General features: G+C 71.1%; 12 protein-coding genes. 3 read left to right on the forward strand and 9 right to left on the reverse strand.

Annotation, left to right across the window (positions count from 1 at the left end; all coding sequences use genetic code 11):
- Nucleotides 1–73 precede the first annotated feature (73 nt).
- From ACQEVZ_RS04565 to ACQEVZ_RS04580, 4 genes are read right to left on the reverse strand one after another with little or no spacing between them, the layout of a single operon-like run.
- On the reverse strand, nt 74–1651 hold the full coding sequence (locus tag ACQEVZ_RS04565) for a glycoside hydrolase family 43 protein (RefSeq protein WP_433361643.1): 1578 nt from the start codon (nt 1649–1651) through the stop codon (nt 74–76).
- A gap of 21 nt (nt 1652–1672) precedes the next feature.
- On the reverse strand, nt 1673–2563 hold the full coding sequence (locus tag ACQEVZ_RS04570) for a carbohydrate ABC transporter permease (protein ID WP_433361646.1): 891 nt from the start codon (nt 2561–2563) through the stop codon (nt 1673–1675).
- Entirely contained in the window at nt 2563–3453 is an 891-nt protein-coding gene (locus tag ACQEVZ_RS04575; protein WP_433361649.1) for a carbohydrate ABC transporter permease, read from the reverse strand. Before ACQEVZ_RS04575 ends, ACQEVZ_RS04570 begins: the two co-directional genes overlap by 1 nt.
- Nucleotides 3450–4733, reverse strand: a complete 1284-nt coding sequence (locus tag ACQEVZ_RS04580) for an extracellular solute-binding protein (RefSeq protein ID WP_433361652.1) — start codon at nt 4731–4733, stop codon at nt 3450–3452. The genes ACQEVZ_RS04575 and ACQEVZ_RS04580 overlap by 4 nt, the downstream gene beginning before the upstream one ends.
- Nucleotides 4734–4918: 185 nt before the next feature.
- Here ACQEVZ_RS04580 and ACQEVZ_RS04585 point away from each other — a divergent pair, with 185 nt between their 5' ends.
- On the forward strand, nt 4919–5944 hold the full coding sequence (locus ACQEVZ_RS04585) for a LacI family DNA-binding transcriptional regulator (RefSeq protein ID WP_433361655.1): 1026 nt from the start codon (nt 4919–4921) through the stop codon (nt 5942–5944).
- Nucleotides 5945–6260: 316 nt separating this feature from the next.
- Here ACQEVZ_RS04585 and ACQEVZ_RS04590 read toward each other — a convergent pair whose 3' ends face one another.
- The 3 genes from ACQEVZ_RS04590 to ACQEVZ_RS04600 all read right to left on the reverse strand — a co-directional run bounded on the left by ACQEVZ_RS04590 (nt 6261) and on the right by ACQEVZ_RS04600 (nt 11324).
- Nucleotides 6261–7724: an RICIN domain-containing protein gene (locus tag ACQEVZ_RS04590; protein ID WP_433361658.1), complete on the reverse strand. Its 1464-nt coding sequence runs from the start codon at nt 7722–7724 to the stop codon at nt 6261–6263.
- 199 nt (nt 7725–7923) lie between these two features.
- Entirely contained in the window at nt 7924–9654 is a 1731-nt protein-coding gene (locus ACQEVZ_RS04595; RefSeq protein WP_433361661.1) for a carbohydrate-binding protein, read from the reverse strand.
- Nucleotides 9655–9710: 56 nt separating this feature from the next.
- Nucleotides 9711–11324, reverse strand: coding sequence for an RICIN domain-containing protein (locus ACQEVZ_RS04600; protein WP_433361664.1), 1614 nt, complete (start codon nt 11322–11324; stop codon nt 9711–9713).
- Between the two features lie 131 nt (nt 11325–11455).
- On the opposite strand from ACQEVZ_RS04600, the gene ACQEVZ_RS04605 reads away from it, so the two are divergent.
- Both ACQEVZ_RS04605 and ACQEVZ_RS04610 read left to right on the forward strand, forming a co-directional pair.
- Nucleotides 11456–14218: a BTAD domain-containing putative transcriptional regulator gene (locus ACQEVZ_RS04605; RefSeq protein ID WP_433361667.1), complete on the forward strand. Its 2763-nt coding sequence runs from the start codon at nt 11456–11458 to the stop codon at nt 14216–14218.
- A 65-nt stretch (nt 14219–14283) separates the two neighbouring features.
- Nucleotides 14284–15057, forward strand: a complete 774-nt coding sequence (locus ACQEVZ_RS04610; RefSeq protein ID WP_433361670.1) for a hypothetical protein — start codon at nt 14284–14286, stop codon at nt 15055–15057.
- Nucleotides 15058–15118: 61 nt separating this feature from the next.
- Here the strand turns inward: ACQEVZ_RS04610 and ACQEVZ_RS04615 are convergent, their stop codons facing one another.
- Together ACQEVZ_RS04615 and ACQEVZ_RS04620 are read right to left on the reverse strand one after the other, a co-directional pair.
- A complete protein-coding gene (locus ACQEVZ_RS04615) occupies nt 15119–16048 on the reverse strand; it encodes an SDR family NAD(P)-dependent oxidoreductase (protein WP_433361673.1) in 930 nt (309 codons plus the stop codon).
- A gap of 46 nt (nt 16049–16094) precedes the next feature.
- Nucleotides 16095–16910: a DUF72 domain-containing protein gene (locus tag ACQEVZ_RS04620; protein WP_433376619.1), complete on the reverse strand. Its 816-nt coding sequence runs from the start codon at nt 16908–16910 to the stop codon at nt 16095–16097.
- Nucleotides 16911–16925: the final 15 nt, after the last annotated feature.

A 16925-nucleotide genomic window follows, 5' to 3' on the forward strand; every position in this document is an offset into this window, starting at 1 on the left:
GCGTCCGGGCCCGGTCAGGGGCGTCGAACCCTGCCGGTGGAGCATCGCCCGGGCAACCTGATGCCCGGTCCGGTCAGGGTTGCGGCTTGTAGGTCGCCGCGGAGAAGTCCGCGGGCAGCCCGCCGCCGGTCATGTCCTGCACCCACAGTCCGAAGAACGCGCCGGTGAAGCCCCACGCGCGGGGCACCCCGTTGTCGGACTCCTGGGCGTACTCGTCGGAGAGGATGCTCGCGTCGAACGGGCCCCACTCCACGTCGCCGTACGACGCGCGCAGCACCCCGCCGTCGAGGTCCAGCCGGAGCCGGACCGGCCCGTCGACCGGCACCGCGGGACCGTGCGCGGTGACCCGCCCCCGGTCGCTGGAGAGCACGTCGACGAACGGGCCGCCGGTCTCGTCGTAGCCGACCCGCAGCAGGAACCAGTTACGGCTGTTGTAGTACGCGGTGATGCCGGCCAGCTGCTGGAAGTGCACCGGCGCGAACTCGACCGTCGCCTCGAACGTCGCCCGCGCGTGCTGGACCCGGCGCCCGACGAGGCTCTCGCCGGACTGCGCACCCGGCGAGCGGCCACCGTGGATGCGCACGTGCCCGGGGCGGGCGTGGGTGGACACCCAGTTGCTGGTGGCGGGCCGGCGCAGGGTGCTCCACTGCGGGCCGAGCAGCGCGCCGGTGAAGTCGTCGGTCTCCGGCTCGTCCGGCCACGGGTGCGCCGGCAGGGCCGGGCCGTCGACGACGTCGTGCGGGACGCCGCCGTCGATGCGCGGCCAGCCGTCGTCGGTCCAGGTGACCCGCTGGATCGCGGTCTCCCGGCCGAGGACGCACCGCCCGCGCGGGCTGAGCGGGCGGCCGGTGAGGTGGGCGAAGAACCACTCGCCGTCGGGGGTCTCGACGAGGCTGCCGTGGCCGGCCTTCTGCAGCATCAGGTCGGGACGGTGCACGGCGGTGATGAGCGGCCCGGCGGGGTCGGACTCGTAGGGGCCGAGCACGTCCCGGGAGCGGGCGACCGTCGCCTGGTGGAACCATTCGGTGCCGCCCTCGGCGGTGACGAGGTAGTACCAGCCGTCCCGCCGGTACAGGTGCGGCCCCTCGGTCATGCCGGCCGCGGTGCCGGTGTAGACGTCGACCGGGTCGCCGACGAGCTGGCGGAGGTCGCGGTCGTACCGCTGGGCGATGATGCCGTTGGCCCAGGCGTGCCCGGGCCGCCAGTCGGTGCGGTTGGACAGCAGCCAGCTCTGCCCGGTGGCGTCGTCGTGGAACATCGACGGGTCGAAGCCCTGCGCGTGCAGCGGGACGGGCGCCGACCACGGGCCTTCGATCGACGGCGCGGTCACCAGGTAGTTCGGGGTGTCCCAGAAGCCGGAGTAGGACTTCACGTCGGTGAACACGAGGTGGAACAGACCATCCACATAGGACAGGCAGGGCGCCCAGACGCCGCCGGAGTCGGGGTTGCCGGTCATGTCGAGCAGCCGGACGCTGTCCAGCGCGCCACCGAGCGGCCGCCAGTGCACGAGGTCCTTGGAGTGGTGCAGGCGCACGCCCGGATACCACTCGAAGGTCGACGTGGCGAGGTAGTAGTCGTCGCCGACCCGCAGGATCGACGGGTCTGGGTGGAATCCGGGCAGGACCGGGTTTCGGATGGAGCCGGCAGTCATTGGTCGTCCCTCGTGAGTGTGTTACTTGCCGAAGCCCGCGGCGAGTCCGCTGAGCAGATGACGGCGGCCGAACAGGTACAGCGCCAGGACCGGCAGCGCGGACAGCACGACCGCGGCCATCAGGCCCGGCACGTTCGTCCCGAACTGGCTCTGGAAGTTCCACAGGCCCAGCGTCAGCACCCGCTGCTCGTCGCTCTGCGTCAGCACCAGCGGGAACAGGAACCCGTTCCATGCGCCGAGGCCGACGAAGATGCCGACGCTGACCAGCCCCGGCCGGGACAGCGGCAGCACCAGCCGGCCGAAGACCCGCGCCGCGGTGGCGCCGTCGACGGTCATCGCCTCGTAGAGCTCGTTCGGGATGTCGCGCAGCGTGCTGGTGAGCACGACGATCGCGATCGGCAGCGAGAACGCCGCGGTCGGCAGGACGATCGCCAGCAGGGTGTCGTACATCTGCAGGCGGGTGATGATCAGGTAGATCGGCACGATGACCGCCTGTGCCGGCACGGCGAGGCCGAGCAGGAACACGTTGAACATGGAGCGGACCGTGCGGTTCGGGTTGCGCACGATCGCGTACGCGGCCGGCAGCGCCACCGCGAGCACCAGCGCCACGGTGCCGAACGCGACGATGAGACTGTTGGTGAGGTAGCTGGTGAACCCGAGGTCCCACAGCGACGTGAAGTTGTCCAGCGTCGGCTTCGTCGGCAGGTCCAGCGGGCCCTGCCCGATGTACTGGTCCGGCGTGCGGAACCCGGTGATGACCACGAAGTACACGGGCACCGCCACGATCAGCAGCCACACCGTGGCCGCGATCCCGGCCAGGAAGTTCGGCCGGCCGCGCCGGCGGGCGCCGGGCGGTGGCGGCGGCACGGACCGGGTGCGGTGCACCGGCCGTCGGGCGAGGTCGAGGCTCATCAGGCACCTTCCCGGTCGCTGGCCATCCGGTGGTAGCCGGTGAGCCTGACGACGACGATCGACAGGGCGGTGCCGAGCGTGACGAGGACGACGGCCAGGACGCTGGCGTAGCCCATGTCGAAGCCGACGAAGCCCTTGATGTACATGTGCAGCGGCAGGACCCGGGTCGAGGTGCCGGGGCCGCCGTTCGTCATCAGCAGGATCATCTCGAAGTAGGTGAGCGAGCCGACGAGGATGAGCACCGATGAGGCGACGATGGTGTTGCGCAACTGCGGCAGCGTGATGGAGAAGAACTGCCGCACCCCCGTCGCGCCGTCCAGCGCCGCCGCCTCATAGAGCGACGCCGGGATCTGCCGGGTCGCCGACTGGTACAGCAGGGTGTGGAACGGCACGAACTGCCAGGCGATGACGAACGCGATGACGTACAGCGCCTTGTCGGGGTCGCCCAGGAAGTTGCCGTCCGGCGCGCCGAAGTACTTGCCGTAGTCGGCGGCGAGGCCGAAGTTCGGGTCGAGCAGCGACACGAAGGTCACCGAGATCGCGGCGGTGGACAGCAGCAGCGGCAGGAAGAACAGCGTCGACAGCACCGCCCGGCTGCGCTGCGACCCGGCCGCCCAGACGCCGATGAGCAGCGCGAGGGGCGTCTGGCCGAGCCACGAGACGACGGTCAGGATGAGGGTCTTGCCGACGCCGTTGAACAGTTCGGCGTCGTCGGCCAACGCCGTCCAGTTCGACAGGCCGGTCCAGACCGGGTCGCCGAGCCCGTTCCACTTCGTGAAGCTGAGGTAGACGACCGCGACGACCGGCAGGATGCCGAACGCGGCGAAGAACAGGACCGCCGGCGCGGCCCAGATGACTCCGGGCCGCGCCGCCGCCTTCGACGTCGTCATTTCGCCTTGGCCATGTTGGCGACGAAGGCGTCGGGCGTGACCTGCCCGAGGAACAGCTTCTGCAGGTTGGTGAGCAGCTCGGTGCTGACCGACGGGCTGAGCGCCTGGTCCCAGGACTGGGTGAAGCTCGGGGCGTTGGCGACCAGGTCGTAGGTGAAGCCGGTGAAGTCGGCGTTGGGCTTGGACTTCAGGGTGGTCTCCACGCCCTTCACGGCGGGCACCTGACCGGCGTCGATGAGGCCGTTGATGTACTGGTCGGACGTCAGCGACTTGGCCAGGAAGTCGATGGAGGCGTCCTTGCTCTTCGACGCGGCGTTGACCGAGTAGTAGTTGCTCGGGTTGCCCACGACCGACTTCGGGTCGCCGGCGCCGCCCTCGTACGCGGGGAACGCGGTGAAGCCGAGCTTGCCGTTCTTGATGAAGTCCGGGTTCGCGTCCTTCTGCACCGAGAAGTCCCAGGTGCCCATCAGGTGCATGGCGGCCTTGCCGGTCGCGAAGAGCTTCGAGGCGCCCTGGTTGTCGTAGTTGACGCTGGCGAAGTTGGTGCCGAAGGCGCCGCGCTTGACGAGCGTCTGGATCTCACCGAGGGCCTTGACGACGGCCGGGTCCTGCCAGGCGCCTTCCTTGCCGGCGGCGATGTTGGCGAACTTGTCGGCGCCACCGATGCGGTCGAGCAGGTACTCCAGCCACATCAGCTCGGTCCAGCCCTGCGAGCCGGCGAGGGCGATCGGGGTGATGCCCTTGGCCTTGAACGTGTCGACGAGCGAGAGCAGGTCGGCGTAGGTCTTCGGCGGCTGCACGCCGGCGGCGGCGAAGACGTCCTTGTTGATGAACAGCACGACCGGGAGCACGCCGAGCATCGGCAGGCCGTACTGCTTGCCGTCGACCTTGCCGACGTCCAGCACGCTCGGCAGGAACTTGGCCTTCAGGTCGGGGTTCTTGGCGAGGGCGTCGTCGAGCGGCGCGACCTGGCCGGCCTTGACGAACTCGGCGAGGTTGCCGCCGCCCCAGTTGAAGAAGACGTCCGGCGCGGCGGGCGAGCCCATCGCGACCTGCAGCTTCTGCTTGTAGGCGTCGTTGACGTAGGTGACCAGCTCGATCTTGGTGCCGTTCGCCTTGTTGTACGCGTCGATGCTGCTGGTGGCGATCGGGTTGACCGCGGCGTCCTGCAGGGCCCAGACCTGGACCTTGCTCGGCTCGCCGGCCTTCGAGGTGCCGGGGCCGGAGCTGCCGCACGCGGTCAGGGCAACCGCGGTGGTGGCGGCGAGTATCCCGGTCATGACCCGGCGAAGCTGCATTGAACGGCGCATGCGCCGAACCGTCCTTCCATCGAAACAATCCGCACATCCCCGAAGTTTCTACGATATTTCGGGAAATGTTTCGGAATGGGGGTGTGGGGTGTACGGTGCCGATCACAAGCCACGCCCCGATGGTTCGACAATCGTTTTCGAAACCCAGGTGAGCCATGACGATGAAGACCGGCCCCACGATGGCGGAGATCGCGCAGGAAGCGGGCGTCGCGATCTCGACCGTGTCGAAGGTGCTCAACGGTCACACCGACGTTGCCGCGAAGACCCGCGAAACCATCGAGCGGCTCATGTCCGAGCGCGGCTACCAGCGGCCGCGAGCGGCGAAGAACGGCCGCCGCCGGCGCAACGACCTCGTCGACCTCGTCATCAACGAGCTCGACAGCGTGTGGGGGCTTTCGATCCTCACCGGCGTCGAGGAGGTCGTCGAGGAGGCGGGGCTTGCCCTGGTCGTGTCGGCCGTGCACAATCGGCAGTCGCTGACCCGCCGCTGGGTCGAGTCGCTGCTGGCACGTGGCTCCGAGGGCGCGATCCTCGTGCTTTCCGAGCTCGCCGAGCGCCAGCACGAGGACCTGACCCGCCGCAACCTGCCGTTCGTCATCGTCGACGCGGTCAACCAGCCGCCGCCCGGCACGCCCGCGATCGGCGCCACCAACTTCGCCGGAGGTTACAGCGCCGCAGAGCACCTCGCCGCGCTCGGACACCGGCGGATCGCCGCGATCGGCGGCCACGAACAGTTCCAGTGCACCCGCGCCCGCATCGCCGGCTTCCGCGCGGCCCTGGAGTCGGCGGGCCTGCCGGTCGACCGGCGGCTCATCCGCTACGGCAACTTCCACCACGACGGCGGCCTGCACGCCGCGCAGGCGCTGCTGGAGCTGCCTGACCCGCCGACGGCCATCTTCGCCGGCAGCGACCAGCAGGCCACCGGCGTCTACGAGGCGGTGCGCCGCGCCGGGCTCACCATCCCCGGCGACATCAGCGTCGTCGGCTTCGACGACCTGAACTTCGCGCAGTGGACCGCCCCGCCGCTCACCACCATCCGCCAGCCGCTGCACGAGATGGGCGTCGTCGCCGCCCGCACCCTGCTGCGCATCGTCAACGGCGAGCGCCTCGAGTCCACCCGCATCGAGCTCGCCACGGACCTGGTCGTCCGGGAGAGCACGGCACCCCCGCGGGCCGCCTAGCCGGCCGGCGGACGCCGCTGACGTGGCCGACCCAGACGCCGGCGACGATGTCGGTGGTCAGGACGACGTCGCGCTGCTCCGAGTGGCGCGAGGCCGGCAGGCGGTCCAGGAAGCACGCGGCACCGAGCACCGCCACCATGACCCACGCCGCCGTCCGCAACCCCCGCCGCACGCGACGAACATAGGCGCCCGTCGTCGCGCCCCGCCATGCCCTTTACACGATCCTCACAGGCCCCGCGCCTGATCCTCACGTTCAGCGGGATCGGTCATGGGCCGGACCGGATGACCGGCCCATGACCGACGTCAATACCACGGGTCAGCGCACCGACCACTGCTGGTTCGGCAGGCCGAGGCAGTCCCAGATGATCATTGGGGTGCCGTTGGCGGTGCCGCGGCCAGACGCGTCCAGGCAGCGGCCCGACGGCGGGTTGAAGATGGAGCCGTCGGAGCGGATCACCCAGTGCTGGGCGGTGTTGCCGTAGCAGGTCCACAGCTGGACCTTCGAGCCGTTGGCGGTGGCCGCCCTGTCGATGTCCAGGCACTTGCCGGACTGCGGGTTCACCAGGGCGAGCTCGACCTGGCGCCACTGCTGGGCGCCGTTGTTGAGGCAGTCCCACAGCTGCACGACCGTGCCGTCGGCGGTTCTGCCGCCGGAGACGTCGAGACACCTGTTGGAGCCGACGCCGACGATCGTGCGGATCGGCGACTGGCCGCCGCGGATCAGGAACAGGTTGTCGGCGACGTTGAAGTTGTTCGCCAGGTAGGAGCCGGGTGCCGGGGCGGTCGAGTAGTAGTCGTTGTGGCCGCAGTCGAGCCGGTTCTCGTGGTTGCGGTCGGTGCAGATGTACCGCATCGGCGGGTGGTTCGGCTCGTCGGAGTAGCACATGACGTCGTACTCGTCGGTGCAGTGCGCGCCGCCGGACGCGTTCGGCGCGTTGTTGTTGACCGCGCCGAGGTTGTGGCCGAGCTCGTGGGAGGCGACGGCGGCGTTCCAGCAGCCGTTGTCGGACCGGCCGAACTCGGGGCCGAAGTTGGAGCGGTTGTCGTCGCTCTTGCGGGTGTCGCCGGCGAAGCCGCCGATGCCGCAGTACACGTTGGCGTCGGTGAGCATCATGTACTTGCGGTCGGTGCGGTTGTAGCCCAGCGCCTTGACGGCGTTGACGCTCGCGCCGAAATCGCCGAGGGTGGAGTCCGCGACCCGCACGTTGCGCACGACCGGACGGCACTGCCCGTTGACCGACTCGGTGACGAAGCGGACGTGCCGCTCGCCGCCGGTCTCCTTGGCGCTCTCGTTGTAGATGACGTCGACGCCCTCGCCGATCTGGCGGAACGTCTCCAGGAACTGGCCGTACCGGTCGGTGTTGCCGTGCACGTACAGGATCTCCACGCGGCGGCCGGAGACGCCGTCGCCCTCGCAGACGGGCAGCGCGGCGACGGCGGCGGCAACCGTGGCGGGAGCGGCGGCGACCGGCGACTTCACGCTGAGTCCGTTGGGCGGCGCGTCGGGGCCGTGGGTGCACATGACCGGGTTGACGGCGGTGACCCGCAGCCCGCCGACGCAGGCGCCGGCCTTGTCGGCGACCAGGCCGCGGTGCACGAGCCCGCGCGAGGCGTCATCCGACGGCTGCGCGACCGGACGGGCGCCGGCACCGAACACCGACGGCTCTGACAGCGCTACGGGAACGTGCGCGGACGCCGCGCTGATCTGGCCGGTGAGAGCCATGAGCAGCGCGACGCCCGCGATGAGGAACGGCCGCCGTTGGCGGACGGTTGCCTTCATCGAGCCTCCTTGGGGGTCTTGGGGCCCTCAAGGTAGGTATGAACGGTGCAGGACACCGAGCAGTTTCGATGTTTTTCGGTTGTTTACATGGGCCTTCCACACGCAGGGACCGGCGGCGGTGGGCACCCCTGCTCACCGCCGCCGGGTTTGGGCGTGGCAGCCGACGCCGACGGCCACCACGGGTCCTGCAGCTGGTCCGCTACTGGAAGCGGAACCAGTCGATGTCCATCACGTCGGCGCTGTCGCTGCACCGGATCACCGCGGTGATGGAGGTGGTGCCGGCCGGCAGGTTGCTGACGTTGAAGGCGATCTCCTTGTACGTCGTCCAGCTGCCGGTGCCGAGGATGCCGGGTGCGGCGATGACCGGGCCGGTCGCCGAGCCCGCGTGGAACTCCAGGGTGAACGCCTGGCTCGTCGGACGGGCCGAGGAGTAGCGGAACACGACCTGGTTGGGGTTGCGGCCGCCGAAGTCGACGCCGTCGAGCTTGATCCAGTCACCGTTGTTGGTGTAGCCGACCTCCTGGCCGCCGCTGGCGCCGGACGTGGTCACCTTCTGGATGCCGCTCTGGCTGTTGTACGACTCGGCCTCGATCGTGGCGAACGCGTTGCGGTTGCCCGGGTTGCCGGTCGGCCCGCTGGAGGTCGGCGGGTTGCTGGTCGGCGGCTGGGTGGTCGGGCCGGTGCCGCCGCCCCAGTTGGCGCCGCGGCCGGTCAGGGTGCCGTTGACGAACAGCGAGTTCTGCAGCTCCCGCTTGAAGTTCGACTTGATGTTGGCGTTGTCCTGGATGCGGCTGTTGCCCCAGTACCCGTCGGAGCAGCCCGGCTGGCCCGAGGAGGCACCCGGCGGGCAGGCGAACTGGGCGATGGCCTCCCAGTTGCTGTTGATGTACGCGGCGCCGCGCAGCACGTCAGCGTTGCTGTTGATGTAGTTGAAGTACTCGTTGTACCAGGTGCCGATCTTCGTCCAGTCACCGTTGAGCGAGACCCGGTTGTTGACGTTGGTGCAGCTGGCGTCCAGGTTGGCGGTGCGGTACGCCTGCGGGGTCGACTCGGAGATCATCGCTGGCTTGTTGTGGCTGCGGGCGAAGTTGAGCACCCGGTCGTAGAGGACCTTCGGGCTGCTCGTCGGGTTGTCGCAGGCCCACTGGTACTGGCGGTAGTTCGCGTCCCAGTAGAAGGTGCTCAGCGCGACCCAGTCCACGACGTCGTCGCCGGGGTACCAGTCGGACAGGTGGCTCGGGTTGCTGAAGTCGAACTTGTACTGCGCGTCGCCGTCCTTGGCGTAGCTGGCGCTCTGCCACACCGTGGCCACGTTGGTGGCGCCGAGGGCGTCGATGCGCTGCTTCACCACGCGGAACGCGGCCTTGTAGAAGTCGTAGTTGTAGCAGTTCCACGGGCCGTCGAACTCGTAACCGACCCGCAGGTAGACCGACCGGTTCGTGTTGCGCAGGTAGACGATCAGGTTGTCGAGGTTCTGCCGGTACTGCTGGCCGAGGGCGCCGGCGATGTCCGCGTCCTGCCGGCCGATGATCGCCCGCAACGGCTGGTTGGCGCAGCCGGGGTTGTCCGCGAGGTACAGACCGACCGCGAGCGCGGCGCCGGGGTACTCGGCGAGGGTCTGGTTGAAGTTGAAGATGTTGCCGTTCAGGTTGCAGGTGGCGGTCAGGCCGTTGCACGCGTTCGGGGAGATGTTGGTGTACAGCGTGACGCCGCCCGGACGGGGGAAGGACGCGTCGACGTCGAGCACCTGCTGCTTGTACGCGGTCAGGTCGGGGGTGGTCTGACCGGCGAGGAACATGACCTTGCCGTTGGGCGGCAGGTTACGGCCGGCCACGGCGCTGGCGGACTGGGTGGTCACGGCGGTGATGAGGGGCACGGCGACGACGGTCGCCGCGAAGATGCCCAGGCCGATCTTGAATCTTCGGGACATGTGGCGGATTTCCCTTTCGTACTGTTCTCGGGGGTGTCGTACTACTGACACAGGTGTCAGGCCAGGCGCCAGTTCTGGTTGGACTGACCGGCGCCGCAGGTCCACAGCTGCAGGCGGGTGCCGTTGGCGGTCCCCCACGCGGTGGCGTCGATGCACTTGCCGGAGGCGGGGTTGGTGATCGTGCCGTTGCCGTTGACCACCCACTGCTGGGCGCTGTTGTTCAGGCAGGTCCACAGCTGCAGGACGGTGCCGTCGGCGGTGCCGGCGCCGGCTGCGTCGAGGCACTTGCCCGACTGCGGGTTGACGAACGTGTTGCCGCTGCGGCGCCACTGCTGCGCGCCGTTGCCGAGGCAGTCCCACAGCTGGACGGCGGCGCCGTCGGTGGTCCGGCCGCCGCTGACGTCGATGCAGCGGTTGGAGCCCTGCCCGATGATCCGGTTGACGGTGCCGGTGCTGCCGCCGGAGCAGGTGGTGACGAAGCCGCGGTCGGTGAGGCCCTGGCAGAAGGAGGCCTTCGCCGCGCCGTACCGTGACAGCCGGCCGTCGACGAACCAGGTGGAGTTGACGGGGAAGTCGAAACTTCCGTCCTGGATGCCGTCCCAGCCGTAGCGGAAGTCCAGGTCGATGTAGACGGCGGCCTTGATGACGTCACGCAGGTCGTAGCTGCCGGACAGGTTCGGGATCGGGCCGCTGTAGTTCATCAGGCCGAACAGCCGCTTGACCCACATGTCGCCGCGGGTCTCCTCCATGCCGGCGGTGTCGCCGCCGTTGTCGGTGAAGTTCATCATCCCGGACTCCGACACGATCATCGGCTTGCCGTGGTCCTTGCTGAACTTCATCATCTTGAGCACGTTGCCGTCGTAGTCCCAGTTCTTCCACACCGCGGCCTGGTTACCGCCTGCGTCGGTGCCGATGTAGGCGTTGCGGCACTGCAGGGCACCGGTGTCGTAGTTCTGGGGCGGGGTGCCGTTGTACAGGTATCCGTTGTCGTAGATCGGCATGCACAGCTCGTGGGCGAACACGGACACGCCGACCCAGTCGGTGACGGCGTCACCGGGGTACATCTGCTCGTACTCGCCGCGCACCGGGTGGAACACGTAGGTGACGTTGTCCTGCCGCTTCTGGCCCTCGATCAGCGAGCGGATCCGGGCGAACGCGTTCTTGTACGAGGAGCACGAGGCGTCGGTGCAGTGGTAGAAGCTGGACACCTCGTAGTCCAGGCGCAGGAAGAACTTCGCGTTCGGGTACTGGTTGATGAACGCGATGAGCTGGTTGAACTGCGCGGCGTAACCGCCGGCGGCGAGCTCCGCGGTGACCGCCCGGGACCGGGCCGCCTTGGTGTTCTCGTCGCCGCCGTTGAAGCCGGGCGGGTTGTCCTTCCACGACACGCCGACCTGGATCATCTTGCCCTGCTGGGCCAGGAACGTGGCGTAGTCGCGGTGCCCGGCGTTGACCCAGGTGCCGGACTTCACTTCGTAGTAGACGGAGCCGCCGCTGGGCGCGGCGGCGAACGACGTGTAGTCGTCCCACGACACTTTCGTGGACTGGCCGGCGAACATCAGCCGCCCGCCGGCGGGCGCGAAGGTCGAGGCGCCGGCCGGCGCCGGTGCCGCGAAGGGCACCAGCAGCGGCGCCAGCAGCGCCAGGGCGGTGAGGAGTCGTCGCAACATGCCGACACGGTATGGACCCGTACCGATGATCCCGAAGCCGTTTCGAAATGTGTCGTTCACAAGACCGACACGCCCACCGCAGTGGCACCCGTGTGGCACCCTCGACGCCTCGCACCACCGCAGGGAGTCACATGGAGTTTCGGATCCTGGGTCCGCTGGAGGTCATCGCCGCGGGCAGGGTCGTCGCGCTCGGCGGGCCGAAACCCCGGGCGGTCCTCGCCACCCTGCTGCTCGACGCCGACCAGGTCATCAGCGTCGACCGGCTCATCGACGGCGTGTGGGGCGAGGACCCGCCACCCAGCGCGAAGAACGCCCTGCAGACCTATCTGTCGCGGCTGCGCCGGGTGATCGGCCCCGAAACGCTCGAACGGCACCAGCGCGGCTACCGGGTCGTCGCCGGCGCCCGGCAGATCGACGCGCAGCGCTTCGAGCACGGGGTCGCCCGGAGCCGGGAGGCGCTCACCGCGGACCCGGCGGCGGCGCTGCGCAGCGTCGACGCGGCCCTCACGCTGTGGCGCGGGCCGGCGCTGATGGACCTCGCCGACGACCCCGCCGCGCAGGCGGAGATCGCCCGCCTCACCGAACTGCGCCAGGTCGCCGCGGAGCTGCGGGTCGACGCCCTGCTCGGGCTCGGCCGCACCGCGGAGGCCGTCGCCGCGGCGTCGGCGCTCGTCGCGGAGCACCCGCTGCGGGAGGGCAGCCGCGCGAGGCTGATGCTGTCGCTGTACCGGGCGGGCCGGCAGGCCGAGGCGCTCGCCACCTACCACGAGGCGCGCATCATGCTCGCCGACGAGTACGGCCTGGACCCGGGCGGGGAGCTGGCCACCCTCGCCCAGTCGATCCTGCGGCAGGAGCCGCACCTCGGCCCGGCGGTCCCCGCGCTCCCCCAGCCGCCTCAGCCACCCCAGGCGCCGGCGCTGCCCCAGCCGCCGCCGTTGCCCGCGGACCGGTTCCTGGGCCGCGACGTCGAGGTCGCCGAGGTGCGGGCGCTGCTGCGCGACCACCGGCTGATCACGCTCGTCGGGCCCGGCGGCAGCGGCAAGAGCCGCCTCGCGGCCGAGGTGTGCCGCGGGCTCGGCCGTGACGTGTGCGTCGCGGAGCTCGCCGGGCTCGCCGACGACACCCTGCTGGAGCCGACCCTCGCCCAGGCGTTCGGCCTGGCCGTCTCCACCGACCTCGCCGGCGTCGCCGCGGCCGTCGGCGACCGGCGGATCGTCCTGCTCGTCGACAACGGCGAACACCTCGTCGACGCCCTCGCCGGCGTCGTTCCGCGGCTGCTCACCGGCCTGCCCGGCCTGCGGATCCTCGTCACCAGCCGGGTGCCGCTGAGCATCGGCGGTGAGCGGCGCCACCCCGTGCCGCCGCTGCCCGTCGCGACCGCCGCGGTCGAGCTGTTCCTGGACCGGGCCGCCGCCGTCGCCCCCGACTGGCGCTGCGACGCCGCCGAACGCGCCGTCGTCACCCGGATCTGCGAACGCCTCGACGGCCTGCCGCTCGCCGTGGAGCTCGCCGCCGGGCAGCTCGTCGCGCTGTCCCCGGCGCAGATCCTGGAGCGGCTGGACGACCCGGCGGCGCTGCGGACCGCCCGCCGCGACGTGCCGGCCCGGCACCGCAGCCTCGACACCGCGATCGACGTGACCTACCGGCTCCTCGACCAGCCGCAGCGGGACACGTTCGCGCGGCTCAGCGTCTTCGCCGGCACGTTCGACCTCGACGCCGCCGAACGCGTCGCCGGCGACGTGCTCACGCCGCTGACCGGGCTCATCACCGCGTCGCTGGTCACGACGCTGCCCGACACGTCACCGCGGCGCTACCGCATGCTGCAGACGCTGCGGAAGTACGCCGGCCGCCGCCTCGGCGACGACGAGCGCCGCGCGGTCCGCCGCCGCCACCTCGCCCGCGCCGCGGAGCTCGCCGCGACCGCCGACCGGGAGCTGCGCGGACCCCACGCCCGCTGGTGGTTGCGCGCCCTCTCGGCCGAGCAGGACGACACCCGCGCCGCGCTCGCGTTCGCCCTCGGCGGCGAGGACCCGGCGGCCGGGCTGCGGCTCGCCGCCGACCTCGCCTGGTTCTGGTACCGCACCGGCCACATCACCGAGGGGCTGCGCTGGCTGCGGGCCGGCCTCGACGCCGCCCCGGACGCGCCCGGCGACGACCGGGCCAGGGCGCTGACCGGCATCGCCTGCCTGCAGTACCTCGCCGGGGACGTCGCCGCCAGCACCGAGGCGATCCTCGTCGCCCTGGAGCTCGCCCGTGCGGCGGGCCGCCCCACGACCCTGGCTCGTGCGTCGGCGTACCTTACCCTGTCGCTGGGCCTGCGCGGTCAGCTGGAGGAAGGGGCCAAGATGGGCGAGGAGGCCCGCGAGCAGGCCATCGCCAGCGGCGCCGACTGGGTCCTGCCCGAGGCGCTGATCAGTATCGGTCTGATCGCCGGTGCGAGCGGCGACGCGGAGACCGCCGCGGCCGCCCTCGACGAGGCGATCGAGGTCGGCACCCGCTGCGGCTTCGTCTGGTCGGCCGGCTCCGCCCGCTGGATCCGCGCCAAGCAGGCCGCCGTCAACGGCGAGCACGACGAGGCCTACACGCTCACCCGCCGCGCCACCCGCGACCTGGACGAGGAGGACGACGTCACCGGCTGGCTCGCCACCACGCACCTGCTCGCCGGCACGCTCGCCCTCACCGGCCGGCCAGGCGCCGGCGCGGTGCTGCTCGGCGCGGTCGACGCGCTCGGCGGGCAGGTCGGCTACTCACCGCAGCGCATGGACCCGCTCAACGGCCCGCGCAACGTCGCCGCGGTCACGTCCCGGCTCGCCCCGGCGGAGTACGACGCGGCGCACCGGCGCGGGCAGCTGATGGACCGGGCGGCGGTGCGCGCGTACATCGACGGGCTCTGACATTGCACGTGGATTGCACGCGGCGGGCCGCACGATGGTCCTCCGCTACAACCACGGAGTATTCGATGAAGTCCTTGACCAGAGCCACCGCGGCGGCGCTGCTCGCCCTGGCCGGCGCCATAGCCGTGCCCGGGGCGGCGCACGCCACGCCGCTGTGCAACCAACCTGTGCCGCCGCCCGCGTGCGGCGACCAGGACCCTGACCCGGACCCCGGCCCGATCGACACCCCGCCCCGCGGCGCCCTCGACGCCGTCACGTTCACCGGCAACGGCGTCCGCGTCGAAGGCTGGGCCGCCGACGGCGACACCGCCGCGGCGCTGCAGGTCCACGTGTACATCGACGGCACGTACGCCGGCTCGACCGTCGCGAACACGTACCGGTCGGACGTCGCGGCCGTGTACCCGTACTTCGGGGCGTACCGCGGCTACGAAGCGGTGATCCCGGCGAAGCACGGCTCGCACACCGTCTGCGCCTACGCCATCAACGTGACGCCGTCCGGCGCCACCCCCACGGGCAACCCGCAGCTCGGCTGCCGCACCTACAACGCGCCGGCCATCTCGAACATCGTGTCGTTCCACAACGGCCAGCAGTGGATGATCTCATTCGACGACAACGTCATCGGCGAGACCGGCTTCACGGTCCGCTGGGACTACTGGGTCTGGTACACGATCCCCGGCACCCACGAGCGAGTGCAGACGCCGCGGTACTGGACGTACACGCTGCCGGCGCACGAGGGCACCGGCCGGGTCACGATGCCCGACCAGCGCACCATCAACGCCACCCGGCTGACCGTGACCGCGCCGGGCTTCGGCGGCGCCAGCACCACCGACCTCTACTGAGAGGTCCCTCCTGACCGCACCGGCCCCGGCAACACCGCGCCGCCGGGGCCGGTGCCTCACGTCATCCCTTGCGGGCCTGCCCGACCCAGTCCTCGCTGCGCTCCCACAGCTCGGCGGCGCGCTTCGGGTCCCGGGCGTACGGCATGTACCCGCAGAACGGCCCGCTGCCGCCGTACTCCGCGGCGACCGCGCAGTCCTCGAGGTACTGCCCGCCCCGCTCGGCCAGGTCCGGCGACACCGCCGCGTAGACCGACGTCGCCGCGCCCTGCCCGGTCGTCTTGAAGTCCTGCAGCGGGCGGCCCTGCTCGTCGATCCAGCCGAGCTCGACCTGCTCCTCGACGCTCAGGTGCCGCTGCAACGGCGTCAGGATGCCGCCCGGGTGCAGCGCGTTCGCCACGATCCCGTCGCCGGTGTGCCGGCGGTCCAGCTCGACGGCGAGCAGCACGTTGGCGGTCTTCGACTGGCCGTAGGCCTGCCAGCGGTCGTACGGGCGGTCGCGGAAGTTCGGGTCGTCGAGGTGTACGTCGCTGCGGCGGTGCCCGGCGGAGCTCACCGACACGACCCGCGCCTCGCCGGCCTGCGCGGCGCCCTCCAGCAGCCGCGGCAGCAGCCCCTGGACGAGCGCGAAGTGGCCGAGGTGGTTGGTGCCGAACTGCAGCTCGAACCCGTCGGCGGTCTGCGTGAACGGCGCCGCCATCACGCCGGCGTTGTTGACCAGGATGTGCACCGGGCCGCTGACGGTCGCGACGAACGCGTCCACCGACCGGATCGACGCCAGGTCGAGCTCGGCGAACTCCGCCTCGACGACGCCCCTGGCCTTCGCGACGTCCCGGACGGCGACGATCACCCGGGCGCCGGCGGCGGCGAGCGCCCTGGTCGTCTCGGTGCCGATGCCCGACGCGCCGCCGGTCACGATCGCGGTCCGTCCGCGCAGGTCGACGCCGTCGATCACCTCGGCGGCGGTGGTCTTCGCTCCATGGTTCGCGTTCATACCTCCCACCCCTGCACCTTCGAGCGCGCTCGAAGGCAAGTCGTCCTCAGAACAGGGTGAGGGGCTCGTCGTCCTCGGCCGGCTCGGGCTCCGGCAGCGGTGCGAGCTGCGGCAGGCGTGCCCGGACCTCGTCGTGGAAGCGACGGGCGAGGGCGGGCGCGTCGGCGTTGTCCGGCGTGTGTACGAAGACCGTCGGCGACCGGCCCTCCCGCAGCCAGCCCGTCACGACGTCGAGCCAGGCCTGCCAGCCGTCGACCGTCCGGTCCGGGTCGTCGCGGCCGAGGTACCGCACGATCGGTGTCCCGGTCAGCGCTCTGGTCCGCCGCGGCACCCGCGGCTTCTTCGTCCACGCGTCGCGCTCGGCGTCGCTGGTCGGCGGGCTGGTGAAGAACGCGGTCGTGTCGAACGGCACCCACTCCGCCGCCACCGTCTCCAGGGCCGTCTCCAGCTCGCTGGCCGCCGCCCGGTCGGTGAAGAAGTCCAGGTGGCGGACCTCCACGGCGCACCGCAGCGACGGCGGCATCCGGCGCAGGAAGCGCTCCAGCACCGGCACGTCCCCCGGCCCGAACGACGCGGGCAGCTGGATCCACACGGCGTGGGTGCGGGGGCCCAGCGGCTCGATCGCGTCGAGGAACGCGCGCACGTCGGCGCCGGCGTCGGTCAGGCGCCGCTCGTGGGTGACCCGCTTCGGCAGCTTCACCACGAACCGGAAGTCCGGCCCGGTCTGCCGCGCCCACGTCTCGACGGTGTCCCTGGCCGGTGTGGCGTAGAACGTGGTGTTGCCCTCGACCGCGGTGCACCGCTCGGCGTACGCCCTGAGCCGCTCCTTCCCCGGCCACTGCCACGCCTTGTGCGTCCACATCGCGCACCCCACGTG

Origin of the sequence: Dactylosporangium sp. CA-152071, assembly GCF_050936335.1 — a bacterium.
Taxonomy (GTDB): Bacteria; Actinomycetota; Actinomycetes; order Mycobacteriales; family Micromonosporaceae; genus Dactylosporangium; species Dactylosporangium maewongense.

Coding starts and splice junctions, on each gene's coding strand:
- ACQEVZ_RS04590 (WP_433361658.1), bottom strand. CDS start 7,724: ATGAAGGCAACCGTCCGCCAACGGCGGCCGTTCCTCATCGCGGGCGTC.
- ACQEVZ_RS04620 (WP_433376619.1), bottom strand. CDS start 16,910: ATGTGGACGCACAAGGCGTGGCAGTGGCCGGGGAAGGAGCGGCTCAGG.
- ACQEVZ_RS04580 (WP_433361652.1), bottom strand. CDS start 4,733: ATGACCGGGATACTCGCCGCCACCACCGCGGTTGCCCTGACCGCGTGC.
- ACQEVZ_RS04600 (WP_433361664.1), bottom strand. CDS start 11,324: ATGTTGCGACGACTCCTCACCGCCCTGGCGCTGCTGGCGCCGCTGCTG.
- ACQEVZ_RS04615 (WP_433361673.1), bottom strand. CDS start 16,048: ATGAACGCGAACCATGGAGCGAAGACCACCGCCGCCGAGGTGATCGAC.
- ACQEVZ_RS04565 (WP_433361643.1), bottom strand. CDS start 1,651: ATGACTGCCGGCTCCATCCGAAACCCGGTCCTGCCCGGATTCCACCCA.
- ACQEVZ_RS04570 (WP_433361646.1), bottom strand. CDS start 2,563: ATGAGCCTCGACCTCGCCCGACGGCCGGTGCACCGCACCCGGTCCGTG.
- ACQEVZ_RS04575 (WP_433361649.1), bottom strand. CDS start 3,453: ATGACGACGTCGAAGGCGGCGGCGCGGCCCGGAGTCATCTGGGCCGCG.
- ACQEVZ_RS04585 (WP_433361655.1), top strand. CDS start 4,919: ATGACGATGAAGACCGGCCCCACGATGGCGGAGATCGCGCAGGAAGCG.
- ACQEVZ_RS04595 (WP_433361661.1), bottom strand. CDS start 9,654: ATGTCCCGAAGATTCAAGATCGGCCTGGGCATCTTCGCGGCGACCGTC.
- ACQEVZ_RS04610 (WP_433361670.1), top strand. CDS start 14,284: ATGAAGTCCTTGACCAGAGCCACCGCGGCGGCGCTGCTCGCCCTGGCC.
- ACQEVZ_RS04605 (WP_433361667.1), top strand. CDS start 11,456: ATGGAGTTTCGGATCCTGGGTCCGCTGGAGGTCATCGCCGCGGGCAGG.